Source organism: Burkholderia sp. BCC1999 (assembly GCF_905339975.1).
GTDB lineage: Bacteria > Pseudomonadota > Gammaproteobacteria > Burkholderiales > Burkholderiaceae > Burkholderia.
The window spans coordinates 69594-95035 of sequence record NZ_CAJPHP010000024.1; the positions used below are offsets into that span (position 1 = coordinate 69594).

The 25442-nt window shown below is 66.5% G+C and carries 30 protein-coding genes; 7 read left to right on the forward strand and 23 right to left on the reverse strand.

Annotated features, from left to right (window positions below):
• Window positions 1-3 precede the first annotated feature (3 nt).
• Window positions 4-294, forward strand: coding sequence for a YciI family protein (locus U5809_RS28405; RefSeq protein WP_322088992.1), 291 nt, complete (start codon window positions 4-6; stop codon window positions 292-294).
• A 140-nt stretch (window positions 295-434) separates the two neighbouring features.
• Here the strand turns inward: U5809_RS28405 and U5809_RS28410 are convergent, their stop codons facing one another.
• From U5809_RS28410 to U5809_RS28430, 5 genes are read right to left on the reverse strand one after another with little or no spacing between them, the layout of a single operon-like run.
• A complete protein-coding gene (locus tag U5809_RS28410) occupies window positions 435-1052 on the reverse strand; it encodes an SCO family protein (RefSeq protein WP_322088962.1) in 618 nt (205 codons plus the stop codon).
• A gap of 18 nt (window positions 1053-1070) precedes the next feature.
• A complete protein-coding gene (gene cyoE / locus U5809_RS28415) occupies window positions 1071-1973 on the reverse strand; it encodes a heme o synthase (RefSeq protein WP_176049610.1) in 903 nt (300 codons plus the stop codon).
• Between the two features lie 8 nt (window positions 1974-1981).
• The gene (locus tag U5809_RS28420) at window positions 1982-3094 is read right to left on the reverse strand and encodes a COX15/CtaA family protein (RefSeq protein ID WP_322088963.1); all 1113 of its coding nucleotides are present in this window, start codon (window positions 3092-3094) and stop codon (window positions 1982-1984) included.
• 25 nt (window positions 3095-3119) lie between these two features.
• Complete coding sequence (locus tag U5809_RS28425; protein ID WP_282506022.1) at window positions 3120-3746, reverse strand: SCO family protein; 627 nt, start codon at window positions 3744-3746, stop codon at window positions 3120-3122.
• A 60-nt stretch (window positions 3747-3806) separates the two neighbouring features.
• A complete protein-coding gene (locus tag U5809_RS28430) occupies window positions 3807-4517 on the reverse strand; it encodes an SURF1 family protein (RefSeq protein ID WP_322088993.1) in 711 nt (236 codons plus the stop codon).
• Window positions 4518-4601: 84 nt separating this feature from the next.
• Between U5809_RS28430 and U5809_RS28435 the strand changes: the two genes are divergently transcribed.
• Entirely contained in the window at window positions 4602-4811 is a 210-nt protein-coding gene (locus tag U5809_RS28435) for a twin transmembrane helix small protein (protein ID WP_174952993.1), read from the forward strand.
• Between the two features lie 174 nt (window positions 4812-4985).
• On the opposite strand, the gene U5809_RS28440 is transcribed toward U5809_RS28435, so the two are convergent.
• The 8 genes from U5809_RS28440 to U5809_RS28475 all read right to left on the reverse strand — a co-directional run bounded on the left by U5809_RS28440 (window position 4986) and on the right by U5809_RS28475 (window position 12057).
• Entirely contained in the window at window positions 4986-5843 is an 858-nt protein-coding gene (locus U5809_RS28440) for a cytochrome c oxidase subunit 3 (RefSeq protein WP_059233128.1), read from the reverse strand.
• 138 nt (window positions 5844-5981) lie between these two features.
• On the reverse strand, window positions 5982-6182 hold the full coding sequence (locus U5809_RS28445; RefSeq protein ID WP_322088964.1) for a DUF2970 domain-containing protein: 201 nt from the start codon (window positions 6180-6182) through the stop codon (window positions 5982-5984).
• A gap of 16 nt (window positions 6183-6198) precedes the next feature.
• Window positions 6199-6807, reverse strand: coding sequence for a cytochrome c oxidase assembly protein (locus tag U5809_RS28450; protein WP_282506024.1), 609 nt, complete (start codon window positions 6805-6807; stop codon window positions 6199-6201).
• A gap of 35 nt (window positions 6808-6842) precedes the next feature.
• Window positions 6843-6983: a cytochrome oxidase small assembly protein gene (locus U5809_RS28455; protein WP_282506025.1), complete on the reverse strand. Its 141-nt coding sequence runs from the start codon at window positions 6981-6983 to the stop codon at window positions 6843-6845.
• An 81-nt stretch (window positions 6984-7064) separates the two neighbouring features.
• On the reverse strand, window positions 7065-8672 hold the full coding sequence (gene ctaD / locus U5809_RS28460) for a cytochrome c oxidase subunit I (protein ID WP_021163746.1): 1608 nt from the start codon (window positions 8670-8672) through the stop codon (window positions 7065-7067).
• Between the two features lie 43 nt (window positions 8673-8715).
• Window positions 8716-10314 carry a cytochrome c oxidase subunit II gene (gene coxB / locus U5809_RS28465; protein ID WP_322088965.1) on the reverse strand — a complete coding sequence of 533 codons (1599 nt, stop codon included), beginning with the start codon at window positions 10312-10314 and terminating at the stop codon, window positions 8716-8718.
• Between the two features lie 57 nt (window positions 10315-10371).
• Window positions 10372-10896 (reverse strand): DUF2244 domain-containing protein, encoded by a 525-nt coding sequence (locus U5809_RS28470; RefSeq protein ID WP_059233125.1) that lies wholly within the window; start codon window positions 10894-10896, stop codon window positions 10372-10374.
• A gap of 195 nt (window positions 10897-11091) precedes the next feature.
• Window positions 11092-12057 (reverse strand): methyltransferase domain-containing protein, encoded by a 966-nt coding sequence (locus U5809_RS28475; protein WP_322088966.1) that lies wholly within the window; start codon window positions 12055-12057, stop codon window positions 11092-11094.
• An 81-nt stretch (window positions 12058-12138) separates the two neighbouring features.
• On the opposite strand from U5809_RS28475, the gene U5809_RS28480 reads away from it, so the two are divergent.
• Window positions 12139-12936 (forward strand): ComF family protein, encoded by a 798-nt coding sequence (locus tag U5809_RS28480; protein ID WP_322088967.1) that lies wholly within the window; start codon window positions 12139-12141, stop codon window positions 12934-12936.
• 105 nt (window positions 12937-13041) lie between these two features.
• On the forward strand, window positions 13042-13512 hold the full coding sequence (gene trmL, locus U5809_RS28485) for a tRNA (uridine(34)/cytosine(34)/5-carboxymethylaminomethyluridine(34)-2'-O)-methyltransferase TrmL (RefSeq protein ID WP_282506028.1): 471 nt from the start codon (window positions 13042-13044) through the stop codon (window positions 13510-13512).
• Between the two features lie 34 nt (window positions 13513-13546).
• On the opposite strand, the gene U5809_RS28490 is transcribed toward trmL, so the two are convergent.
• The 5 genes from U5809_RS28490 to U5809_RS28510 all read right to left on the reverse strand — a co-directional run bounded on the left by U5809_RS28490 (window position 13547) and on the right by U5809_RS28510 (window position 16457).
• Window positions 13547-14071, reverse strand: coding sequence for an O-acetyl-ADP-ribose deacetylase (locus tag U5809_RS28490; RefSeq protein WP_322088968.1), 525 nt, complete (start codon window positions 14069-14071; stop codon window positions 13547-13549).
• A 92-nt stretch (window positions 14072-14163) separates the two neighbouring features.
• The gene (locus U5809_RS28495) at window positions 14164-15162 is read right to left on the reverse strand and encodes an NAD(P)H-dependent glycerol-3-phosphate dehydrogenase (protein WP_322088969.1); all 999 of its coding nucleotides are present in this window, start codon (window positions 15160-15162) and stop codon (window positions 14164-14166) included.
• 25 nt (window positions 15163-15187) lie between these two features.
• On the reverse strand, window positions 15188-15670 hold the full coding sequence (secB, locus tag U5809_RS28500) for a protein-export chaperone SecB (protein WP_011353285.1): 483 nt from the start codon (window positions 15668-15670) through the stop codon (window positions 15188-15190).
• A gap of 107 nt (window positions 15671-15777) precedes the next feature.
• A complete protein-coding gene (gene grxC, locus U5809_RS28505; RefSeq protein ID WP_006477722.1) occupies window positions 15778-16038 on the reverse strand; it encodes a glutaredoxin 3 in 261 nt (86 codons plus the stop codon).
• On the reverse strand, window positions 16035-16457 hold the full coding sequence (locus U5809_RS28510; RefSeq protein ID WP_124452157.1) for a rhodanese-like domain-containing protein: 423 nt from the start codon (window positions 16455-16457) through the stop codon (window positions 16035-16037). The genes grxC and U5809_RS28510 overlap by 4 nt, the downstream gene beginning before the upstream one ends.
• A gap of 134 nt (window positions 16458-16591) precedes the next feature.
• Here U5809_RS28510 and gpmA point away from each other — a divergent pair, with 134 nt between their 5' ends.
• The 3 genes from gpmA (at window position 16592) to U5809_RS28525 (ending at window position 19993) form a co-directional block, all read left to right on the forward strand.
• Window positions 16592-17338 carry a 2,3-diphosphoglycerate-dependent phosphoglycerate mutase gene (gpmA, locus tag U5809_RS28515; RefSeq protein WP_176049599.1) on the forward strand — a complete coding sequence of 249 codons (747 nt, stop codon included), beginning with the start codon at window positions 16592-16594 and terminating at the stop codon, window positions 17336-17338.
• Window positions 17339-17594: 256 nt separating this feature from the next.
• Window positions 17595-19136 carry a S41 family peptidase gene (locus U5809_RS28520; RefSeq protein ID WP_322088970.1) on the forward strand — a complete coding sequence of 514 codons (1542 nt, stop codon included), beginning with the start codon at window positions 17595-17597 and terminating at the stop codon, window positions 19134-19136.
• Between the two features lie 104 nt (window positions 19137-19240).
• Complete coding sequence (locus U5809_RS28525; RefSeq protein WP_282506032.1) at window positions 19241-19993, forward strand: HesA/MoeB/ThiF family protein; 753 nt, start codon at window positions 19241-19243, stop codon at window positions 19991-19993.
• A gap of 68 nt (window positions 19994-20061) precedes the next feature.
• Here U5809_RS28525 and ptsP read toward each other — a convergent pair whose 3' ends face one another.
• From ptsP to gshA, 5 genes are all read right to left on the reverse strand, one after another.
• Window positions 20062-21834 carry a phosphoenolpyruvate--protein phosphotransferase gene (gene ptsP / locus U5809_RS28530; protein ID WP_176049596.1) on the reverse strand — a complete coding sequence of 591 codons (1773 nt, stop codon included), beginning with the start codon at window positions 21832-21834 and terminating at the stop codon, window positions 20062-20064.
• Between the two features lie 201 nt (window positions 21835-22035).
• Complete coding sequence (locus U5809_RS28535) at window positions 22036-22305, reverse strand: HPr family phosphocarrier protein (protein WP_059233115.1); 270 nt, start codon at window positions 22303-22305, stop codon at window positions 22036-22038.
• Window positions 22306-22378: 73 nt separating this feature from the next.
• The gene (locus U5809_RS28540) at window positions 22379-22849 is read right to left on the reverse strand and encodes a PTS sugar transporter subunit IIA (protein ID WP_282506034.1); all 471 of its coding nucleotides are present in this window, start codon (window positions 22847-22849) and stop codon (window positions 22379-22381) included.
• 231 nt (window positions 22850-23080) lie between these two features.
• Window positions 23081-24037, reverse strand: a complete 957-nt coding sequence (gene gshB / locus U5809_RS28545; RefSeq protein ID WP_322088971.1) for a glutathione synthase — start codon at window positions 24035-24037, stop codon at window positions 23081-23083.
• 27 nt (window positions 24038-24064) lie between these two features.
• Complete coding sequence (gene gshA / locus U5809_RS28550) at window positions 24065-25354, reverse strand: glutamate--cysteine ligase (protein WP_322088972.1); 1290 nt, start codon at window positions 25352-25354, stop codon at window positions 24065-24067.
• Window positions 25355-25442: the final 88 nt, after the last annotated feature.

Genomic DNA, 25442 nt, shown 5'->3' on the forward strand with positions numbered 1-25442 from the left:
TCCATGTACGTCATCGACATCCACTACACCGCGTCGCTCGAGCGCATCGACGACGCGCTCGAACGCCACCGCGCGTATCTGCAGCCGCAGTTCGACAAGGGCATCTTCATCGCGGCCGGGCCGAAGGTGCCGCGCGAAGGCGGCGTGATCCTCGCGGCCCGCATCGATCGCGACGAGCTGGACGCGATCCTCGCGACCGACCCGTTCGTCACCGAGGGGCTCGCCACGTATCGCGTGACGGAATTCCGGATGACGCGCGCCGCATCCGGCTTCAACGTGCCGGCGCTGCCGTAACGCGACGCCTGCGCGACGCGCGCGCAAGCCGACGCGCCGCCCGACGGGCAGCGCATGCAGACAACGGGAAATGGGGGAAAGCGTGACGGCGCAGATTGGCCGTCACGTCATCGCCGGGCCGTGCGCCCGGCGGCTGCCGGTCAGTCGACGAGCAGCTTCAAATCGTGGACCCACGGGCCGGGGCCCTGGCCGTCGCGCACGAACAGACGCAGCTTGCCGTCGCGATCGAACACGTAGCTCGCGGCCGTGTGATCCATCGTGTAGCTGCCGGGCGTCTTGCCGGGCACCTTCGCGTAGTACACGCGGAAATCCTTCGTGACCTTCTTCAGCGCCGCTTCGTCGGCCGGCCGCAGGCCGATGAACGACGGATCGAACGCGGGCACGTACTGGCCGAGCAGCGCCGGCGTGTCACGCTCCGGATCGACGGTGACGAACAGCACCTGCACGCGTTTCGCGGCATCGGGCCCGAGCTGCTTCAGCGCTTCGGACAGTTCGGCCATCGTCGTCGGGCATACGTCCGGACAGTGCGTATAGCCGAAGAACATCACGACCGCCTTTCCCTTGAAGTCGGCGAGCGTACGCACCTTGCCGGCCGTATCGGGCAGCGAGAAGTCGCTGCCGAACTGCGTGTTGCCGGTGATGTCGAGATTCTGGAATTTCGGCGCGTTGTCGCATCCGGCGAGCAGCAGCGCTGCCGTGAATGCGCACGCGAGCATCCAGCCTTGGCGCGCGCGGCGCCCGAACCGTGAATGGAGCATTGCGTTCAAACCGTGCGGTTACACGCCGAGCAGCGGGCGTGCGTAGTGATCGACGAGCAGCGCGGCGAACAGCAGCGACAGGTAGACGATCGAGTAGCGGAAGGCCTTGCGGGCGAGTTCATCCGAATAGTCGCGGTAGATCTTCCACGCATACGCGAGGAACACCGCGCCGAGCAGCACCGCGCTCGTCAGGTAGACGGCCCCGCTCATCCCGGAGATGAACGGCATCAGCGTGACCGCGAACAGGATCACCGTATACAGCAGGATGTGCAGCCGCGTGAACTTCTCGCCGTGCGTGACGGGCAGCATCGGCAGCCCCGCGTTCTCGTAATCCTTGCGGCGATACAGCGCGAGCACCCAGAAATGCGGCGGCGTCCACACGAAGATGATCAGCACGAGGATCCACGCGTCGCCCGGCACCGCGCCGGTGACGGCGGCCCAGCCGAGCGCCGGCGGCATCGCGCCCGATGCGCCGCCGATCACGATGTTCTGCGGCGTCATCGGCTTGAGCAGCAGCGTGTAGATCACCGCGTAGCCGACGAAGGTGGCGATCGTCAGCCACATCGTCAGCGGGTTCGTAAACGTATAGAGCGTCCATGCGCCGACGCTGCCCAGCAGCGCCGAGAACAGCAGGATCTGCGGCGTCGTGATCTCGCCGCGCGCGGACGGGCGCCATGCGGTACGGCGCATCATCGCGTCGATCTTCTGTTCGACGAGGCAGTTGATCGCGAACGCGGCGCCGGCAAGCAGCCAGATGCCGACCGTGCCGCCGATCAGCACATGCCAGGGCACCATGCCCGGCGTCGCGAGGAACATGCCGATCACCGCGCAGAACACCGCGAGCTGCGTGACACGCGGCTTCGTCAGCGCCATGTACTGGGAGAAGCGGCTACCGGGCGATTGGGAGAGGGTGCTTTGCATGGGGACGGTCACGCCGGGGCGGCGTCGCGCGCGGGCTGCGCGACACGGCCGGGGCGGCTTGAAAGGATGCGAAAGTTTAACATGACGACGAGCAGCAGCAGGATCGCGGCCCCGCCGTTGTGCGCGACGGCGACCGGCAGCGGCCACTGCAGCACGATGTTGGTCAGGCCCGTCACGAACTGCAGCAGCACGACCAGCAGCACGCCGTTCGCGGGCCGCCGCAGCGATTCGAAGCGGCGCATCTTCAGCGCGAACGCGACCAGGTACGCGACCACGACGAACGCGAACGTGCGGTGCGTCCAGTGGATCGCGACCAGCGCGTCCTGCGTGATCGCCTCGCCGTCCTTCGTCATCCCGAGCGCGCGCCACAGGTGGAAGCCGTGCTCAAAGTCCATCGGCGGGATCCACTGGCCGTTGCAGGTCGGGAAGTCGGTGCACGCGAGCACCGCGTAGTTGGTGCTCACCCAGCCGCCGAGCGCGATCTGCACGACCAGCAGCACGAGCGCCGCGAGCGCGGCAGCGCGATAGCGGCCGGCCTCCGGGTCATACGACGGCAGCGGCGTTTGCCGCGCCGCGAGCCAGCCGAGCGTGCCGAGCAGCGTGAGGCCGAGCAGCAGGTGGATCGTGACGATCACCGGCTGCAGCTTCATCGTGACCGTCCACGCGCCGAACGCGCCCTGCACGAGGATCAGCAGCAGCAGGCTCGTCGGCCACCACGGCGACACGTGCAGCGGGCGGCGGCGCAGGCGCGCGGCCCATGCGATCACGACCTGCGCGATGATCAGCACGCCGATCGCCATCGCGAAATAGCGGTGGATCATCTCGATCCACGCCTTCGACATGCTGACGGGGCCCGTCGGCATCGCCTGGTGCGCGGCCGTGATCGCGGCGTGCGCGATGAACGGCGACGACGTGCCGTAGCAGCCGGGCCAGTCAGGGCAGCCGAGCCCCGAGTCGGTCAGCCGCGTGAAGCCGCCGAACATCACGAGGTCGAGCGTCAGGAAGGTGGTGATCCACACCAGCTTGCGAAACTTGTTGTCGTCGGCCTTCACCCACACGTACGACAGCGGCAGCAGCGCGATGCAGAAGCCGATCAGGCCGAGTTGCAGTAGATACGACATCGGAATGGTGCCTCGTTCTCTTGCCTTAACCGATGCTCGACCACTTCAGCAGCTTCGTCACGTCCGACTTGATCTTGCTGGGATTCGGGTCTTTCGGGAAACGCATCATCAGGTTGCCGTTCGGGTCGACCATGTAGATGTGGTCGCTGTCCTTCGTGCCGGTGTCGGCCGGCAGCCATGCGGCAACCGCCGCCGGATCGGCGACGAGCCGGCGCGTGTCCGGGTACGCGTCGAGCACCTTCTGCGGCATCGCGCCGGCATCGCTGCGCAGCCACACCATCGTGATCCGGTGCCGCTCGCCCGCCTGCGTGACGCGGATCTGGCGCATGAAATAGAGCTTCTGCGCGCACGCGTCGTCGCACGCGCTGCTGTCGGTCATCACGAACAGCCACACGCCGCGCAGCGACGACAGCGGCACGGTCTTGCCGGTTTCGTCGGTCACCTGCAGACCGGCCGGGATCGGGCGCTGCGGCTCGATCAGCGTGCCGTAGTTCGTCGATCCGCCCTTCGGCTTGATCACGTAATAGGTGAAATACGACGCGATCATCGGCGCGGCGCACACGAGACCCAGCAGCACGAGCATCCAGCGGCCGCGCTTGCGGGCCGCAGGCGAGATCGGCGCAGCGGCCGGACCCTGACGGGAAGATTGCATGGACAAATCAGACCTCTCGAAACGAACCCGCGGCGCCAGCGCCGCGTCCTGGCATGGCGCTCATGCGCCGGCCGACTTCTTCGCCGCACGCCGCGCGGCGTACAGGCCGAAGCCGAGCGCGGCTGCCGCCATCGCCCACCACTGAAACATGTAACCGTAATTGCGCTCGACGCCGGTCGTTGCCGCCGGCCAGTCGCGCACGAGCTTGTCGCCGTCGTCGCTGGTCTGCTGGATCACGAACGGCTGCAGCGGCAGCCCCGTTTCCTTCGCATACCCGGCGACGTCCAGGTTCTGCCGGATCTTCTGGTGCGCGGCCGACCCGCCTTCACCAAGCTCGAACGCACGCGATGCGTCGGCACGCGCGATGCCGACGATCTCCACGTCGCCCGCCGGCGTCGCGAACGGCTCGATCGCCGTGCGATCGGAAATATTGCGCGGCAGCCAGCCGCGGTTCACGAGCACGACGCCGCCGCCCGTGAGTTTAAACGGCATCACCACGTAAAAACCCGGCTGGTCGTTATACGGCCGATTGTCGAGGAACACCGCCTGCTCGGGCAAAAACCGGCCCTTGGCCCGCACGCGATGGAACTCGATCGACGCGAGCGGCATCGGCTGCGCGCCGACGTCGACGGGCGAAGCCTGCTCGTAGCGCGCGATGCTCGCCTGCAGCGCTTCCTTCTGGTGCGCGCGGTCGCGCTGCCAGAAGCCGAGCCGGATCGTCACGGCGACGACGACGAGAATCAGCAGCGCGGGCAGCCAGCGGATCTTCATCATGCGGCCCGCCCGGCACATGCGCGAAAGCGAAGTGCGATAATTATCCTCTTCCTTTCGAATTGCCGTCGTCCGGTTCGTGTCATGCACATCCTCGTTCCCATCGCCTTCGTCCTCATCATTGCCAGCATGGGCTCGGCGCTCTACTTCATGATGCACGACCGCGGCCACACGAAGCGCATGGTCTGGTCGCTCGCCACCCGCGTCGGGCTGTCGGTGTCGCTGTTCCTGCTCATCCTGATCGCGAACCGGATGGGCTGGATCCATTCGACCGGCCTGCCGATCGGGCGTTGATCGATTCGACGCCGCGGCCGCTGTGACATTTCGCCGCACGGCCGCGCCACCAAGCAAAAGCGCCGCCTGACTGAGTCGCGGCGGCGCCAGGGTGGTGTCGCTCGCAGCCTCGCTGCCGCGCCCACGACACCAATGAAAACGGCCCGCGCATTACTGCGCAGGCCGTTGTTCCATTTACAGCCAGTAGACGACGACGTACAGGCCGAGCCAGACGACGTCGACGAAGTGCCAGTACCACGCGGCGCCTTCGAATGCGAAGTGATGATCGGGCTTGAAGTGGCCGCGGATCATCCGCACCAGCACCACCGCGAGCATCGTGCCGCCGAGGAACACGTGGAAACCGTGGAAGCCCGTCAGCAGGAAGAACGTCGAACCGTACACACCCGAGTTCAGCGTCAGGTTCAGTTCGTTGTACGCGTGGTAGTACTCGAAGCCCTGCAGGAACAGGAAGCAGATACCGAACGCGAGCGTCGCAGCCAGCCAGGCGATCGCCTTCTTGCGATGATCGTCACGCAGTGCGTGGTGCGAGATCGTCAGCGTCACGCCCGACGACAGCAGGAACGCGGTGTTCAGCGTCGGGATCGGCCACGGGCCCATCGTCTTGAAGTGACCGGCGAGCGCGGCAGGGCCTTCGTTCGGCCACACGGCGGAGAAGTCCGGCCAGATCAGCTTGTAGTCGAGGCTGCCGAGCTGGTGCAGTGCGATTTCACGCGCGTAGAACAGCGCACCGAAGAACGCGCCGAAGAACATCACTTCCGAGAAGATGAACCAGCTCATGCTCCAGCGGTACGACTTGTCGACGTTCTTGCCGTAATGACCGCCTTCCGATTCGGCGATCGCGTCGCCGAACCAGTGATACAGCGTGAAGAGCAACCACAGCAGGCCGAGCAGCGCCGTAAACGGCGCCCAGTCGTGACCGTTGATCCACAGCGCCGCCGATCCGAGCATGACCAGCAGGCCGATGGCCGCACTGATCGGATGGTGCGACGGATGCGGCACGAAATAGTACGGGGTCTGGTTTTGACCGCTCATGCTTGATTCTCCACTTCTGTCCAATTTGTGTACCGGAAACCGCTCCGGCTTTATTTCTTGCGCGGCACGACTGCTACCGCTCTTTCCTGCACGCAGCGCCGTGGCGCCGCGCACTGCATTCTTTCGTGACCGCGGGCCTCAGCTCACGACGGCGCGCACGATCAGGATCAGCACGCCGATGAACACGCCGGCCGCGAGCAACGCAACGATCAGCACGTGCAGCGGATTCAGTTGCGTCGCGTCGGCCTCCAGGTCGCGCCGCTTGCGCACCCCGAAGAACGACCACAGCACGGCTTTCAGCGCCTGGCCGAACGACCCGCCCCGCTTGACCTCCGTCATCGCCCCGCCTCCGTCGTCATGCGTCCGGCTTCGCCGCGCCCTGCGCCGCGGTGCTCCGCTGCGCCGGCGCCGGCGTAGCCGGCGTATTCAGCTCGAAGAACGTGTACGACAACGTGATCGTCTTCACATCCTTCGGCAGTTTCGGATCGATCACGAACACCACCGGCATCTTGCGCGATTCGTTCGCGGCCAGCGTCTGCTGCGTAAAGCAAAAGCACTCGATCTTCTTGAAAAACTCCGTCGCCTGCTTCGGCGCGTAGCTCGGAATCGCCTGCGCCACGACCGGCCGGCCCTGCCCGTTCGTCACGTCGTACACGATCGTCATCAGTTCGCCCGGGTGCACGTCGAGACTGTTGTGCTCCGGCTTGAAACCGAGCGGCCCGCGCGCGTTCGCATCGAACTCGACCGACACCGTGCGGCTGTAGTCGACCTGCGAGTTCTTCACCTCACGCTCGCTGACGTCGCGCTGCACCAGGTTGTTGATGCCGGTGATCTGGCAGATCGCCCGGTACATCGGGATCAGCGCGAAGCCGAAACCGAACATCAGCCCGGCCACGACGAAGAGCTTCACCAGCATCGAACGATTGAACGCGCGATCGACGGCGCCCTCTTCCGGCTTCGACATACGACTACTTCCTCGCTACTGCGTCAGTTACTGCATCAGTGAGTGGACAGCCACCACTGCTTGATCACGACACCCACAAAGAAAACGGCGGCGATGATGAGCAGGATGAGGCCGAGCCGCTTGTTGCCCGCGCGAATCTGCTCGGGCGTTCGTCTTTCTTGTGGATTCCGGTTCATCTGAAACTTCGCTGAAATCTCGATTCCGCCCCCCGCCGCGCCTGCCTGCGCGGCAGGCAGCGGCGGAGCGCCGGGTGAAACTTACTCGACGTGCGGCGGTTGCTCGAACGTGTGGAAGGGAGCCGGGCTCGGCACCGTCCACTCGAGGCCCGTCGCGCCATCCCACGGCTTGTCCGACGCCTTTTCCAGTTCGCCGCCACCACGGTAGGCCGGCAGCGCGACTGCGAACAGGAAGTACACCTGCGCGAGGCCGAAGCCGAATGCGCCGATCGTCGCGACCTGGTTGAAGTCCGTGAACTGCGCCGGGTAGTCCGCATAACGACGCGGCATGCCGGCGAGACCGACGAAGTGCATCGGGAAGAACGTCAGGTTGAAGAAGATCATCGACGCCCAGAAGTGGATCTTGCCGCGCGTCTCGTTGTACATCCAGCCCGTCCACTTCGGCGCCCAGTAGTACCAGCCCGAGAACAGCGCGAACAATGACCCGGCCACCAGCACGTAGTGGAAGTGCGCCACCACGAAGTAGGTGCCGTGATACTGGATGTCGAGCGGCGCCATCGCGAGCATCAGGCCCGTCAGGCCGCCGAACGTGAACACGAACAGGAAGCCGATCGCGAACAGCATCGGGGTTTCGAACGTCATCGAGCCGCGCCACATCGTCGCGAGCCAGTTGAACACCTTCACGCCCGTCGGCACCGCGATCAGCATCGTCGCGTACATGAAGAACAGCTGGCCGGTGACCGGCATGCCCGTCGCGAACATGTGGTGCGCCCAGACCATGAACGACAGGATCGCGATCGAAGCCGTCGCATACACCATCGAGCTATAGCCGAACAGCGTCTTGCGTGCGAACGCCGGGATCACCTGCGACACGATCCCGAACGCCGGCAGAATCATGATGTACACCTCGGGGTGGCCGAAGAACCAGAAGATGTGCTGGTACATCACCGGGTCGCCGCCGCCTGCCGCGTTGAAGAACGACGTGCCGAAGTGGCGGTCGAACAGCACCATCGTGATCGCGCCTGCCAGAACCGGCATCACCGCGATCAGCAGGTACGCCGTGATCAGCCACGTCCATGCGAACATCGGCATCTTCATCAGCGTCATGCCCGGTGCGCGCATGTTCAGGATCGTCACGACGATGTTGATCCCGCCCATGATCGACGATGCGCCCATGATGTGGACCGCGAAGATCGCGAAGTCCATGCCCGGGCCCATCTGCGTCGACAGCGGCGCGTACAGCGTCCAGCCGGCAGCCGTCGCGCCGCCCGGCGCGAAGAACGAACCGACCAGCAGCACGGCCGCGACCGGCAGCAGCCAGAAGCTGAAGTTGTTCATCCGCGCGAACGCCATGTCGGATGCGCCGATCTGCAGCGGAATCATCCAGTTCGCGAAGCCGACGAACGCCGGCATGATCGCGCCGAACACCATGATCAGGCCGTGCATCGTCGTGAGTTCGTTGAAGAACTCCGGACGCATGATCTGCAGGCCCGGCTCGAACAGCTCGGCACGGATGCCGAGCGCCATGACGCCGCCCGACAGGAACATGATGAACGAGAACAGCAGGTACAGCGTACCGATGTCCTTGTGGTTGGTGGCGAACAGCCAGCGCCGCCAGCCGTGCGGCATTTCGTGCGCGTGGTCGTCGTGCGCGTGGTCCGCGGCTACGTCGTGCCCGATGCTAGACATGAGAATCTCCTAATGCGAATACGTCGACTAACTCAGCGACACGTCAAGCCGCCGGACCGATCTCGACCCGCCGGGCTTCCTTAGCGTCAGCCCCGCCCGTGATCGTTTCCGGCTTTTTCATGATGATGTGGTCTTCCGCCACGCCTGCTGCCTTCAGCGCATCGCGCACGGCCTGTGCACGATGCTTCGCCAGCTCGGCGTTCGCGTCGGCCGAGCCCGTCTTGTCGGTGAAACCCGACAGCGCGAGCTTCGCGTCCGGATGTGCCTTCGCATAGTCGGCCGCAGCGGCGATCGCCGCTTTCGCGTCGGCCGGCAGCACGCTCTTGCCCGTTTCGAAGTAGATCGTCGACAGCGCGGCCGATGCCGCTGCTGCTGCCGGTTGCTCGGCGGCGCCCGACGCGGCTTGCGCCGGTGCCGAAGCCGCTTCCGCCGGCGCTGCCGCCGCGCCCGCCGCGTCTTCCGGCATCTTGCCGTTGCGCGCATCAGCCACTTGCTTCGGCTGCAGCAGGTCGTTCTTGTGGTTGCCCCACGAGTTGCGTTCGTACGTGATGACCGAAGCGATGTCGAGATCCGACAGCGACGCCCACGACGGCATCGCGCCCTTGCCGTGCAGCACGCGCTCGACGTGGCCGGCGATCGGGCCGTTCACGATCGGGCTGCCGTCCATGGCCGGGAATGCGCCAAGGCCCTTGCCGCTCACCTGGTGGCAGGCCGCGCAGTTCGCCTTGTAGACTTCCTCGCCGTGCGCGACGAGTTCAGCCATCGTGTAGACCTTGTTCGGATCGACCGCCGCGCTGGCCAGCTTGGCCTTCTGCGCGGTCACCCACTTCGCGTAGTCGTCTTCCGACAGCACTTCGACGACGACCGGCATGTACGCGTGTTCCTTGCCGCACAGCTCGGTACAGAAACCGCGGAACGTACCGACCTTGTCGGCCTTGAACCACGTGTCGCGCACGAAGCCGGGGATCGCATCCTGCTTCACGCCGAACGCGGGCACGTACCACGAGTGGACGACGTCGTTCGCGGTCGTGATGATGCGGATCTTCTTGTTGACCGGCACGACGAGCGGGTTGTCGACTTCCTGCAGATAGGTGTCGGTGATCGCCTTCTTGCCCATCACTTCGTCACGCGGGGTGCTGAGCGTCGACAGGAAGCCGATGCCCTCGCCCGGGCCCTTCACGTAGTCGTAGCCCCACTTCCACTGGTAGCCGGTGACCTTGATCGTGAGATCGGCGTTCGTCGTGTCCTTCATCGCGACGACGGCCTTCGTCGCCGGCAGCGCCATCAGCACGACGATGACGAACGGCACGATCGTCCAGATGATCTCGACGGTCGTGCTTTCATGGAAATTGGCGGCCTTGTGGCCTTTGGATTTGCGGTGCGCGAAGATCGAATAGAACATCACGCCGAACACGCCGACGAAGATCACCGTACACAGGATCAGCATCATCGTGTGGAGATCGTAGAGCTCCTCGGCGATCTTCGTGACAGGCGGCTGAAAGTTGATCTCGTTGACACGGGGGCCGCCCGGGCTATCACCGACCGCCAGGGCCGCACCGGCAAAGAGCAATCCGCTGCATGCCAGCACGCCCGCGAGGGCTCGCTTGATTGTTTTCATAGCATCCTTACCCAAAATTTCCATTCAAACCCTCCCCCGTCGCAAGTCGCCGGCCTGTTTCCGGCCGGTGCCCGCGCCTCGTCAGCCGCAGCGCCTGAGCGACACGCGCAGTTCGTCGGCGAACTGCGCACGCTTGTACTGCGCGAGATGCTGCCCGATTACGACGGTCTGCCCGCGCGATACCAGTCGAATCGGATCGCGTGGCGTCGCACCCGGCTCGACCCGCACCCAGCGCGGGTTGAATTCGATCTGCGTGAGCCGCTCCGCATCCATCCGCTCGATCACGAGCCGATGCGGAAACAGCCTGATGCGCTCGTAATCGACCGCATGGCGAGCATAAACCGCAAATGCGACACCTACCGCCAGCAACTCGATTCCGGTAAAGGGCATGACGAGCCAGGCCCCTCTCCACATCAGCAACGTCGCGATCACCAGCGAGAAGCCCGCGAGCGACGCGTAAAACAGCACGAACTGGCGTGGCGACACCGAACAGTTGCGTTTCATCAGCCAGTCTTCGAGGACCGGCTCGCCGTTCGTCGTCTCCGCCAAAACCCTCGCTGCTTCCATCGCCGCCTCACGCGAATGGCATGCGATGCATGCCTGCATCGGACTCATCGCCCCGTATTGCGGGGACCCCGGGACGACAAGCTGACGCATTATAGGCGGGTTCAATGGCATCCACAAGCAAGCGCCTATCGCCCCGCAAGCCAAGCGCGACAAGCTTTTCGGCCGTTTTTCGCGCTAATTCGACCCCGCTTTGCGCCGCTAATTTCAGACATAACAAAACCCCTCTTTACCGCTTTACCGATTCTTCGGACGCCCCTTGCCGATATCCTCGATGCGCACGATCCCGTGCCCTTCGGCGGTCGTGCGCGGTACGGCCTTCCATGCGTGGCCGTAGATCACCTCGAAGGTCAGCGGAATCGTGCCGTCCTCGCGCCGGCGCGCCTCCAGCGCGTCGCCGAGCGCCGCGCGAAAGCGCCGCGTCGCGTGCTGCGGCACCGTGCGCTCGAACGGATAGGCGCCCCAGCGGCGCACGTCGGCCAGCAGGGAATCGGGGGATTTGTAGGTGACGGTCAGCACTTCCTGATCCATCACGGGAATCTCGAAGCCGCTCTCGACGAGCATGTCGCCGAGGTCGTGCATGTCGACGAAATCGATGACGCGCGCGGCCGGCGGGGCCATGCCCAGCGCCGCTTCGGCGTCCGCGCAGGCCGCGCGCAGCTCGCGCAGCGTGTCGGGGCCGAGCGTGCTGAACATCAGCAGGCCGTTCACGCGCAGCACGCGCTGCCATTCGGGCAGCACCGCATCGGGGCGCGAATGCCAGTGGAGTGCGAGATTCGACCAGATCAGGTCGAACGCGCCGCCCGGGAACGGCAGCGCGGCGAAGTCGGCCTGCGCGACCCGCGGGCCGCGCTGGCCCAGCGCGCGACCGAGCGACGCCGGCAACCAGCGGCGCCAGTTGGTCTGCTCGACCTCGCGCTGACCGGCCCGCGCGAGCATCGCGCCGGACAGGTCGACACCGAACACGGGGGCTTCCGGAAAACGCGCACGCAGCGCCGGCAGGTCGTCGCCCGGGCCGCAGCCGGCATCGAGCACGGCCGTGGGGCTCACCTTGATGTATTCGAGACGCTCGTTCATCCGCTGCGCGATCTCGCGCGGCAGGAACGCGACCGCGTCGAACGTGGCGGCACGGCGGTCGAAGATCCGCCGCAGGCGCCTGGCGTCATTGGCCGGACGGCCGGTGGAAGTCGAAGCTGGGGACATGTCTGGCACACTGGCGAAGAGCCCGAAGTATACTCGCTCGCCCCGGAAGCTTCATTGAGGCGGGGTGGCAGGAGTGTTGCGATGATCCGCAGTTCCGCCGAGCGCACAATGCGCGTCGTTTTGTCGCAGGTTCGCGTGTTGGCGGCGAAGGTCGCCGCGGTCGCGCTGCCGAATCGCTGCGCACTGTGCGGCAATTTGTCACACGCCGTGATATGCGATGCCTGCGACGCCGCGTACTGGAATGAAGCGCGCTTGCGCTGCGATGCCTGCGCGCTGCCGCTGGGCGTCGGGCAGACGCGTTCGCGCGGTGGCGGCCGGACCGGCTCCGGCCACCCGGCCGCGTACCGGTGCGACGCGTGCCGCACCGCGCCGCCGCCGTTCGACGCCACGCTCGCGCTCGCGGATTACCGCGCACCGCTCGACGGGCTCGCGCGCGGCCTGAAGTTTCATGCACGACTCGCACTCGGCGCCGAATTCGCGACCCGGCTCGCGCGGCTGGTCGACGATACGCGCGGCGCGGACCGTTTCGACCTGGTCGCACCGGTACCGCTGTCGCACCGGCGGCTCGTCGCACGCGGCTACAACCAGGCGTGGGCGATTGCACGCCCGCTCGCACGCCGGCTCGACGTGCGCGCGGACGCATCGCTGCTCGTGCGCGTCGCCCACACGGCGCCGCAATCGCGGCTCGACCGGCAGGCACGGCGCGACAACGTGACGGCCGCGTTCGCGGTAACCGGCGACGTCGCCGGTCGCCACGTCGCGCTCGTCGACGACGTGATGACGTCCGGTGCGACGCTCGCGGCGGCCGCGCACGCACTGAAGGCGGCAGGCGCCGCGCGCGTGACGAATCTGGTTGCGCTGCGCACCGCCAGGGATTAATTAGATAGAGAGGCCGGCCGCGCCAACGTGGCCACGGCCGTCACGAACCGGCCCGCCGGGAACGCGCACGTTGCGCCGCCCCGGCCGGCCCAGCCAAACCGAAACATGTTCAACGTCGTCCTCGTCGCCCCCGAAATTCCGCCGAACACCGGCAACGTGATCCGCCTGTGCGCCAACACGGGCGCGCACCTGCACCTGATCGAACCGCTCGGCTTTCCGCTCGACGACGCGCGGATGCGCCGCGCCGGCCTCGACTATCACGAGTATGCGCAGATGCGCGTGCACCGCGACTGGGATGCGTTCCTCGCGTCCGAAGCGCCCGATCCCGCGCGGATGTTCGCGTTCACGACACGCGGCTCAGGCCGCTTCCACGATCATGCGTTCCTGCCGGGCGACTGGTTCGTGTTCGGCTCGGAAACCCGCGGCCTGCCCGCCGAGCTGCTCGAACGCTTTCCGAACGAACAGCGCGTGCGCCTGCCGATGCGGCCGGACAACCGCAGCCTGAACCTGTCGAACACGGTCGCGGTGGTCGTGTTCGAGGCATGGCGCCAGGCCGGCTTCGAAGGCGGCGCCTGACGCTCGCCGGGCGCAACCCGCGAGGCGGAATGCATCAGGCCCGCGTGAGTCGCACGCGATACAGATCGTAAATGTCGGGGGAAAAGCACGCGAACACCACGCGTGCGAGGCTCGGCGCCTGCGGCAGCGTTTCGGCGACGGCGCCCACCGCGATGCCGACGGCCTCTTCGACCGGATAACGGTAGATTCCGCAGCTGATTGCGGGGAACGCGATCGACGTCGCGGCGACCTCCTCGGCCAGCTCGATCGCCCGCCGGTAGCACGACGCGAGCAGGTCGGCCTCGCCGCGCCCGCCGCCGTACCACACGGGGCCGACCGCATGAATCACGTAGCGCGCCGGCAGCGCGTGGCCACGCGTGAGCTTCGCGTCGCCCGTGTCGCAGCCGCCGAGCGTGCGGCACTCGGCGAGCAGGCCGGGGCCGGCCGCGCGGTGGATTGCGCCGTCGACGCCGCCTCCGCCGAGCAACGAGCCGTTCGCGGCGTTGACGATCGCGTCGACATCGAGCGTCGTGATGTCGACGACCTGCGCGTCGAGCGTGGTGGAACCGATCTGCAGCATGACACCCTCCCGGAACGCCGGAGACTGTTCAAGCGTAGTCCGCTTTGGCGCCGCACGCCCGGCGCAACCGCACCGGGCAGCGCCGGTTCGCGCTACTCGGCGCGCGCGTCGCGCCGCAGCAGGCCGCTGACCGCGTCGCGCGGTGCGATGCCGTCGAACAGCACGCCGCATACGGCTTCGGTGATCGGCATTTCGATCGACTGCGCGCGCGCCAGCGCCAGCACGGCCTGCGCGCAGCGCACGCCTTCGGCCACGTGGCCGAGCGCACCGAGGATGTCGTTCAGCGTGCGGCCGGCCGCCAGTTGCAGGCCGACCGTGCGGTTGCGCGACAGGTCGCCCGTCGCGGTGAGGATCAGGTCGCCGAGGCCCGTGAGGCCCGTGAAGGTTTCCGCGCGGCCGCCGAGCGCCACGCCGAGCCGCGACATTTCGGCGAGGCCGCGCGTGATCAGCGCGGCGCGCGCGTTCAGCCCGAGGCCGAGGCCGTCGGCAATGCCGGTCGCGATCGCCAGCACGTTCTTCACCGCGCCGCCGACCTCGACGCCGACCACGTCGTCGCCCGTATAGATCCGCATTGCGCCATGATGGAACGCGGCAAGCGTGCGCTCGCGGCACGCGGCCGACGCGCTCGCCACCGTCAGCGCGACGGGCAGCGACTGCCCGACCTCGCGCGCGAAGCTCGGGCCCGACAGCACGCCGTTGCTCTGCTGCTCGGGCAGCTCGGCCGCGATCACCTGGTGCGGCAGCAGATGCGTATCGGCCTCGAAGCCCTTGCAGACCCAGACGATATGCGCAGGCACGCAGCCGGCGTCGCGCATCGCGTAGAACAGCGTGCGCAGCCCGGCCACCGGCGCGGCGATCACGCACAGCGCGTCGTCCGCGGCGCCATGCGCGAGCGCGACGCCGAGATCGGCGTCGTAGCGCAACGCGTCAGGCAGCGCGATGCCGTCCAGATAACGGGAATTTTCGTGCCGGGCCTGCAGCCCGGCGATGAGCGCGGCGTCGCGCGCCCACAGAAGCGTATCGTGCCGCGCGGCCAGATGGCCCGCGAGCGCGGTGCCCCAGGCACCGGCGCCGAGAACGGCTACTTTCATACCCAGCACCGGTCCGAGTGAAACGTCAGTTCAGCGTCGTGCCGTTCGGCGCGCCTGCTGCTGCGCCGGCCTGCTGCTGAAGCTGCGCGAGACGCTGCTCGTACAGCGCCTGGAAGTTGATTTCCGCCAGGTGGATCGGCGGGAAGCCTGCGCGCGTGATCGCGTCGGCGATGTTCGAACGCAGGTACGGGAACAGGATCGTCGGGCATGCGATGCCGACGAGCGGGTCGAGCTGTTCGTCCGGAATGTTGCGGATGTCGAAAATGCCGGCCTGCTTCGCTTCGATCAGGAACGCGACCTTGTCCTTCACCTTCGCCGTGACGGTACCCGACACGACGACTTCGAACACGCTTTCCGCGAGGCGGTCGGCCTTCACGTCGACTTCGACCTCAACCGACGGCATGTCCTGCTCGAGGAAGATCGCCGGTGAATTCGGCTGCTCGAGCGACATATCCTTCAGGTAGACGCGCTGAATGTTGAAGAACGGTTGGTTTTCGACGTCGGACATGGTGTTTCCCTAAAAGTGGTGACGGGGCGGCCCGGCTTCTCGCCGGCCGCCACGGATGAATCCTGCGCGCCCAAGCCGCGGCGCGGCCGGCGGCCATTCTGCCCTAATCAGGCTGCTTGCAGAAGCGGAACGAGCCCGCCTTCGCGGTCGAGCTTCGACAGATCGTCGTAGCCGCCGACGTGCGTGTCGCCGATATAGATCTGCGGCACCGTGCGGCGCCCCGTGCGCGTCATCATTTCCTCGCGGCGGGCCGGATCGCGATCGATCAGCACCTTCTCGATCTGCTCGACACCGCGCAGCTTCAACAGGCGCTCGGCCTGCATGCAATACGGACACACCTGCGTGCTGTACATCAAAACCTTGTTCACTTCGCCACTCCTTGTTTGACGACCGGCATCCCGGCCTGCTGCCAGGCGGCCACGCCGCCTTCGAGCACGTGCACCTCGGCGTAACCCGCCGCCTCGACCTCGCGCGCCGCCTTCTGCGACTGCTGGCCGTTCTGGCAGACGAGCAGCACCGGCGTGCTCTTGTTCTTCGCGACCTGCGCGATTTTCGCGCCGATCTCGCCCGCGGCGACCTGGCGCGCCGACGGCAGGTGGCCGGCAGCGAAATCGGCCGCGGCGCGCACGTCGATCACGATCGCGTTGCGGCGGTTGATGAGTTGCGTCGCCTCTGCGGCCGACAGGCCGCCACGGCCGCGGCGCAGTGCAGGCCAGGCCAGCAGGCCGCCGGAGACCACCAGGATCGCGATAAGGGCCAGGTTCGTGTAATCGGTAAAGAACGTCACGGAATTCCGCCGGAAAAAGAGAAATCGGATGAGGACAATCCCGCCATTATAAAATAACCGTCTTGCGCGATGGCGGGCCCCGGTCGGGTCCCGTGCGATGCGCCCCGCTTCCTTCACTACCGACCGCAAGATCCATGTACAAACTCGTTCTCATCCGCCACGGCGAATCGACGTGGAACAAGGAAAACCGCTTCACCGGCTGGGTCGACGTCGACCTGACCGAACAGGGTCGCAACGAGGCCTACCAGGCCGGCGAATTGCTCAAGGAGGCCGGCTACACGTTCGACATCGCGTACACGTCGGTGCTCAAGCGCGCGATCCGCACGCTGTGGCACGTGCAGGACCGGATGGACCAGATGTACCTGCCGGTCGTCCATTCGTGGCGCCTCAACGAGCGCCACTACGGCGCGCTGTCCGGCCTGAACAAGGCGGAAACGGCCGCGAAGTTCGGCGACGACCAGGTGCTCGTGTGGCGCCGCAGCTACGACACGCCGCCGCCCGCGCTGGAGCCGACCGACGAGCGCGCGCCGTTCAACGACCCGCGCTACGCGAAGGTGCCGCGCGAGCAGCTGCCGCTCACCGAGTGCCTGAAGGACACGGTCGCGCGCGTGCTGCCGCTGTGGAACGAGTCGATCGCGCCGGCCGTCCGTGCCGGCAAGCAGGTGCTGATCGCCGCGCACGGCAACTCGCTGCGCGCGCTGATCAAGTACCTCGACGGCATCTCGGACAGCGACATCGTCGGCCTGAACATCCCGAACGGCGTGCCGCTCGTGTATGAACTCGACGAGAACCTGAAGCCGATCAAGCACTATTACCTCGGCGACCAGGAAGCGATCGCGCAGGCGCAGGCCGCCGTCGCGAAGCAGGGCAAGGCGGGCTGACGCCCGTCGCGCCGGGCGTGCCGCGTCCGGCGCGGCGTGCCCGGCCACCGTCAGGCACGCCGCGCGAACCTTCGCGGCGCCGGCGCTGTCGAATCGGCTTTCGAACCCGCAGCGCGTCCGGCGGTGCCCTGCCGGGCTTGCTCCAGGCCCTTTTCGACGCTTTTCGCGCCGTTCCACTGAGTCATCGGACGAACAGTTATACTTGTCCGCTACATCCCCGCTACCGCCACGCGCTTCCCGACCGCACCAGATCTCTATGCGAATGAAATTGAAGAACATCGGCCTGATTGCCGCGGGCCTCGCCACGGGCGTGTTCGCCACGCTGCAGGTTTCCGCATCGGCCGAGCAGACCGCCACGGCGCCGCTTCCCCTCGACCAGCTCCGCCTGTTCGCGGAAGTCTTCGGCCAGATCAAGCGCGAGTACGTCGAACCGGTCGACGACAAGAAGCTGCTGACGGCGGCGATCAAGGGCATGGTGTCGAGCCTCGACCCGCACTCGTCGTTCCTCGACAAGACCGACTATGACGAGCTGCAGGAGCAGACGAAGGGCCGCTTCGCGGGTCTCGGCATCGAGATCTCGCAGGAAGACGGCCTCGTCAAGGTGATCTCGCCGATCGAAGATACCCCGGCATTCCGCGCCGGCATCCGTCCGGGCGACCTGATCACGCGCATCAACGACAAGCCGGTGCGCGGCATGACGCTCGACAAGGCCGTCAAGCAGATGCGCGGCGAGCCGGGCACCAAGGTCACGCTGACGATCTTCCGCAAGAGCGACGACCGCACGTTCCCGGTCACGGTCACGCGCGCGATCATCAAGGTCCAGAGCGTGAAGATGAAGATCCTCGATCCGGGCTACGCGTATGTCCGCATCACGAGCTTCCAGGAGCGCACGACGCCCGATCTCGCGCAGAAGCTGCAGGACATCGCACGCCAGCAGCCGAACCTGAAGGGCCTCGTCCTCGACCTGCGCAACAACGGCGGCGGCCTGCTGCAGAGCGCGGTCGGCGTGGCCGGCGCGTTCCTGCCGCCCGACTCGGTCGTCGTGTCGACCAACGGCCAGATCCCCGATTCGAAGCAGGTCTACCGCGATACGTACGACAACTATCGCCTGCCGTCCTTCGACGGCGATCCGCTGAAGAACCTGCCGCCGGTCTTCAAGACCGTGCCGATGATCGTGCTGACGAACGCGTATTCCGCGTCCGCGTCGGAAATCGTCGCCGGTGCGCTGCAGGATTCGAAGCGTGCGCAGATCATGGGCAAGACGACGTTCGGCAAGGGTTCGGTCCAGACGGTCCGCCCGATGACGGCCGACACCGCGCTGCGCCTGACCACCGCGTACTACTACACGCCGAGCGGCCGTTCGATCCAGAACAAGGGCATCACGCCGGATGTGCCGGTCGATCAGTACGCGGACGGCGATCCGGACGACGTGCTCGTGACGCGCGAGGTCGATTACACGAACCACCTCGCGAACACGCAGGATCCGAACGAGAAGAAGGAACAGGAAGAGCGCGAGCAGCGCCGGATGGATCAACTGCGCGTCCTCGAAGAGCAGAACGACAAGAAGACGCCGGAGCAGCGCCAGAAGGATCGCGATCGCAAGCCGATCGAGTTCGGCAGCGCCGACGACTTCATGATGCAGCAGGCGCTCAACAAGCTCGAAGGCAAGCCGGTGCAGGAATCGAAGTCGCTGCTCGCCGAGAGCACGACGAAGAGCCCGGCCAGCAAGGCCGCTCCCGCCGCGAAGGCGTCGGCCACGAAGGCCGCCGCACCGAAGGCCGCGTCGGCACCGCAGTAAGCGCCGACCGGCATCCGACGGGCCATCGCGGGAAGACCGCGATGGCCCGTTTTTCATGCGCGCCTAAAATAACGACACGTACGCCGCCTCGCCCACGACTCCCCATGAACGACGATCAACTCCTTCGCTACTCCCGTCACATCCTCGTCGACGAAATCGGCATCGAGGCGCAGCAGCGCTTTCTCGATGCGCATGCGATCGTCGTCGGCGCGGGCGGCCTCGGCTCGCCCGCCGCGATGTACCTCGCGGCCTCGGGTGTCGGCACGATCACGCTCGTCGACGCCGATACGGTCGACCTCACGAACCTGCAGCGGCAGATCCTGCACGCGACGGCATCGGTCGGCCGCAGCAAGGTCGAATCGGGACGCGACACGCTCGCGCAACTGAATCCCGGCGTGAAGGTGAATGCGGTCGCGGAGCGCGTCGACGACGCCTGGCTCGATGCGCACGTGCCGCGCGCGACCGTCGTGCTCGACTGCACCGACAACTTCGCGACGCGCCACGCGATCAACCGCGCGTGCGTCGCGCACGGCGTGCCGCTCGTGTCGGGCGCCGCGCTGCGTTTCGACGGCCAGATCAGCACGTTCGACTTCCGCGATCCGGCCGCGCCCTGCTATGCGTGCGTGTTCCCGGAAGACCAGCCGTTCGAGGAAGTCGCGTGCGCGACGATGGGCGTGTTCGCACCGACGGTCGGCATCATCGGCGCGATGCAGGCCGCCGAAGCGCTACGCGTGATCGGCGACATCGGCCGGACGCTCAACGGTCGGCTGATGATGCTCGATTCGCTGCGGATGGAGTGGACGACGATGAAAATCGCGCGCCAGGCCGACTGCCCCGTCTGCGGGGGCCGGCACTGACGCGCGACGGGCATGCGCCGAACGGCGCATGCGTGACACGCCGCTACGGTCAGCGGCGGCGGGAACGCCTAGGCAGCCGCATCCGCACGCGGCACGGCGACAGACAGGCGCTGCAGCGCCGCCTGCACTTCTTCCGGCTCGAACGCGGCCAGCACGTCGGCCGTCGGCTTCTCGAGCGCCTTCAGGTGGGCGCGCAGGATCTCCTGTTTCACGACGAGCAACTGGCTCGGGTGCATCGAAAACTCGGTGAGCCCCATCCCGAGCAACAGGCGCGTGAGCGCCGGATCGCCGGCCATCTCCCCGCATACCGACACCGACACTCCCGCGCGCTTCGCTTCGCGCAGCGTATAGGAGATCAGGTGCAGCACGGCCGGATGCAGCGGGTCGTACAGGTGTGCGACCGCGTTGTCCGCGCGGTCGATCGCGAGCGTGTACTGGATCAGGTCGTTCGTGCCGATCGACAGGAAATCGAACCGCTTCAGGAACAGCGGCAGCGCGATCGCCGCGGCCGGAATCTCGATCATCGCGCCGATGCGCACGTTCGGATCGTAGGCAAGCCCCGCATCGTCGAGCTGGTGCTTTGCCTCGCGGATCAGGTCGAGCGTCTGGTCGATCTCCTGCGCGTGCGCGAGCATCGGAATCAGGATCTTCACCTGGCCGAACGCGGACGCGCGCAGGATCGCCCGCAGCTGCGTGAGGAACATCTGCGGCTCGGACAGGCTCCAGCGGATCGCGCGCAGGCCGAGCGCCGGGTTCGGCGCCGTCTCGTAGCCTTCGTCGAGCGCTTCGAGCGGCTTGTCCGCGCCGACGTCGATCGTGCGGATCGTCACCGGCATGCCCTTCATCCACTCGACGGCGCGCTTGTACGCCGCGAACTGCTCCTCCTCCTCCGGCATCTCCTTCTGATGCATGAACAGGAACTCGGAGCGGAACAGGCCGACGCCGACCGCGCCGGCCTCGACGGCCGCCTTCGCGTCGTCGGGCAGCTCGATGTTCGCGTACAACTCGATCTTGGTGCCGCACAGCGTTTGCGTCGGCGAGAACTTCAGACGCTGCAGCTTGCGTTGCTCCAGCAGCTTCTCGGACTGGCGGTACGAATATTCCTCGAGGACGATCGGCGCGGGATCGACGATCACGATGCCCTGGTCGCCGTCGACGATGATCAGGTCGTCCTGGCGGATCAGCGCGCTTGCGTGCTGCACGCCGACCGCGGCCGGGATGCCGAGGCTGCGCGCGACGATCGCCGTGTGCGACGTGCGCCCGCCGAGGTCGGTGACGAACGCCTGGAACGACTGCGTCTTGAACTGCATCATGTCGGCCGGCGCGATGTCGTGCGCGACGACGATCATCTCGTTCGTGCCGTTCTTGGCCGCGCGGTCCAGCGCCTGCGACGCGGACGGCGCACCGGCGAGCGCCTTCAGCACGCGCTCGACCACCTGCTCGATGTCGGCCTTGCGCTCGCGCAGGTATTCATCCTCGATGTCGTCGAAATGGCGCGTGAGCAGTTCCAGCTGCTCGGTCAACGCCCATTCGACGTTGTAGCGGCGCGTGCGGATCAGGTCGATGGTTTCCTGCACGAGCATCTCGTCGCTCAGGATCATCGCGTGGACGTCGATGAATGCGGCGACTTCGCTCGGGGTGTCGTCGGTCAGGTCGGCGCGCAACGCTTCGAGTTCGTGATGCACGACGTCGAGCGCCGTGCGGAAGCGCTCGACCTCGGCGTCGATCTGGGGTGCCTCGACCAGGTAATGGGCGACGTCGAGCGCCGCCGGCGCGATCAGATACGCTCGCCCGATCGCGATACCACGTGAGACGGGAATGCCTTGCAGCGTGAAGGACACGCGCACCTCCTCTGTACAAGTAAAGCCGCGGCACACTGCTGCGATGCGCTTATGACCCCGGTTAGCGATTATAAATTCCGCGACTCCCTGCTGACTGCATGCACCGCAGCATTGCGCATTTCGCATCAATGCTGCCGACGAAAAAAATGCCGCGAAAAACGCGGCATTCCGACTGGAAACGGAAACGATCCCGCGTGGCGATCACTGGCCTTCGCCGAACTTGTCGGCGATCAGCTTCAGCAGCGCGTCCATCGCTTCCTGCTCGTCGGCCCCTTCGGTCTCGATCGTCACGGTGCTGCCGATGCCGGCCGCCAGCATCATCACGCCCATGATGCTCTTCGCATTGATCTTGCGCCCGTTGCGCGTCATCCAGACTTCCGACTGGAAGTTGCCGGCCAGTTGCGTGAGCTTGGCCGATGCGCGCGCATGGAGCCCCAATTTATTGACGATGGTGGTTTCTTGTTGAAGCATGATTCTCGGTCGGGTCGGTCGGGGCCGCCGGCGGCGCGCGTCGGCGGTGTTGTCTGAAACGGAAAACGGGTAATCAGTGCGATTCGGTGCGCGGCTGCGGTTCGGGCGGAATCGGCGCGCACTGGCCGCAGCCGGTTTCCGACGGCGGCGGCGGCGTGCCGGACGACACCTCGTGGACACCCTTCGCGCCGCCGGACAGCGCCTTGTCGACCAGCTTGTCGAGCGGTACGGTGCGGTAGCAGACGGCCCGCACGAGCATCGGCAGGTTCACGCCCGCCAGCACGCGCACGTTGTCGATTTTCGCGAGCTGGCCGGCGATGTTCGCGGGCGTCGCGCCGTACATGTCGGTCAGCACGATCACGCCGTTCTCTTCCTTGAGCCGCGCGAGTTCCGCGTGCGCGAACGCCATCACCTGGGTCGGATCGTTGTCCGGTAGCACGTCGATGCAGCCGATGCGCGCGGGCACGCCGCCGTAGATGTGCGCGATGCAATCCCGCAGCGCGGTGGCGAGCGGGGCGTGCGCGATGATCAGGATCCCGGCCATGTCAGATCGCTCCCGGCCGCCCCTGGCGGGCCGACACCCCGCGGCGGGGCAAAGAGCGTAGCGAGTGTGGGAAACGTTTCATGTTCAGCCTTGCAACAGTATCGGCCCGACCGCCGGGCCTTCGGTGCGCCGATCACGGCACCGGGCAAGCGGGCATTGTAGCAGGCCGGTCAAACTGCTCCGGCGACGGGGGACCTGCGCGGCCGCCGCCGGGGTTGCGCGGAATGCGGCCTACCCGGCCGCACGCTCCAGCGCGTCGATGAACATCGCGGCGACGTCGAAGCCCGTTTGCTCCATGATCTCGCGGAAGCACGTCGGGCTCGTGACGTTCACCTCGGTCAGCCAGTCGCCGATCGCATCGAGGCCGACCAGCAGCAGCCCGCGCGACGCGAGCACCGGGCCGAGCGTCTCGGCGATCTCGCGATCGCGGGCCGTCAGCGGCTGCGCGACACCCAGCCCGCCAGCGGCCAGATTACCGCGCACCTCGCTGCCCTGTGGAATCCGCGCGAGCGAATACGGCACGGCCTCGCCGCCGATCAGCAGGATGCGCTTGTCGCCGGCCTTGATCTCGGGAATGAATTTCTGCGCCATCACCGAGCGCGTGCCGTCGTGGCTCAGCATCTCGATGATCGAACCGAGGTTCATGCCGTCCGGCTTCACGCGAAACACGCCCATCCCGCCCATCCCGTCGAGCGGCTTCAGGATCACGTCGCCGTGCTCGGCGTGGAACGCGCGCAGCCGTTTCGCGTCGCGCGTGACCAGTGTCGGTGCGACGAATTGCGGAAACTCGCCGATCGCGAGCTTCTCCGAATGGTCGCGGATCGACTGCGCCTTGTTGAACACGCGAGCGCCTGCGCGCTCGGCGAGTTCGAGCAGCCAGGTCGACGTCACGTACTCCATGTCGAACGGCGGATCCTTGCGCATCAGCACCGCGCCGAACGATTCGAGACGGCGCGCATCGACCGGGCCCGCGTCGAACCAGGTCTCGCGATGCAGGTCGTCCAGCTCGCCGACGAACGTGATGCGCCGCACGTCGGCCTCGACCGAGGAGCCCGTCCACGCGAGGTGGTTCGGCTCGCATGCGTACACCGCATGCCCGCGGCGCGCGGCCTCGGCCATCATCGCGTAGGTCGAATCCTTGTAGATCTTGAAGCGCTCGAGCGGGTCGGCGATAAAGAGAATGTCCATGCGGGTCCTGTACGTAGCGAAGGTCCGTTATACCTGGATGGCTTCGGGATCGGTCTTTTCCAGTTCGATCGACGACGCGATCAGCGACAGCCGCGCGACGACGCCGTACATGTAGAAACGGTTCGGCGGCGCGGCACCCGGCTTCGCGCCGGCATCCGGCAGCGCGGTGTGCTCGAAGCCGAGCGGCACGTAGTGCATGCCGGGCGCGTTCAGGTTCTGGTCGCGCTCGCGGCCGCCGTGCGTGCGGTAGAAACCGCCGACCACGTAGCGGTCGATCATGTACACGACAGGCTCGGCCACTTCGTCGCCGACGCGCTCGAACGTATAGACACCTTCCTGCACGATCACGTCGCGCACCGCGAGGCCGGCCTTCGACTCGGCCATCTGCGCGCGCTCGGCCTTCGACATCCGGCCGATCTCGGCCGCGTCGTGCACCGTCATCACACCGCGCCCCGCGGTGCCCGCGTCGGCCTTCACGACGACGTACGGCTTCTCGCTGATCCCGTATTCGCGGTACTTGCGCGCGATCTTCTTCAATACGCTGTCGATTGCTTCGGCGAGCGCCTGCTCGCCTTCATGCGCCTGCCAGTCGACACCTTCCACGTGCGAGAAATACGGATTCACCATCCACGGATCGACGCCGACCATCTTCGCGAACTTCTTCGCGACGTCGTCGTAGCACGAGAAATGCGTCGACTTGCGACGCACGGCCCAGCCCGCGTGCAGCGGCGGCAGCAGGTACTGCTCGTGCAGGTTTTCCAGCACGGCCGGGATGCCGGCCGACAGGTCGTTGTTCAGCAGGATCGAGCACGGATCGAAATTCTTCAGGCCGAGGCGGCGCTGCGAACGCTCGAGCGGTTCGAGCACGATCTTCTGGCCGTCGGCCAGCGTGATCGGCGTCATGTCGGTGATGCTCGGGTCGAGCGAGCCGAAACGCACGTTCAGGCCGGCCTGGCGCATGATCGTCGCGAGGCGCGCGACGTTTTCGAGGTAGAACGCGTTGCGGGTCGGCAGCTCGGGAATCACGAGCAGGTTCTTCGCGTCCGGGCAGATCTTCTCGATCGCGGCCATCGCCGCCTGCACGGCAAGCGGCAGCACTTCGGACGGCAGATTGTTGAACGCGCCGGGGAACAGGTTCGCGTCGACGGGCGCCAGCTTGAAGCCGGCGTTGCGCAGGTCCACCGAACAATAGAACGGCGGGGTGTGTTCCTGCCATTCGAGCCTGAACCAGCGTTCGATTGCAGGCGTCGCGTCGAGGATCTTCTGCTCGAGCTCGAGCAGCGGACCGTTCAACGCGGTAACGAGGTGGGGAACCATGAATCACTCGCGAGCGGGAGAATGAAGATTGTAGAGCAATTGCCTTGCCCATTTGGGGATTGTTCCCGGCTTCGCAAGGGTTTGGAGG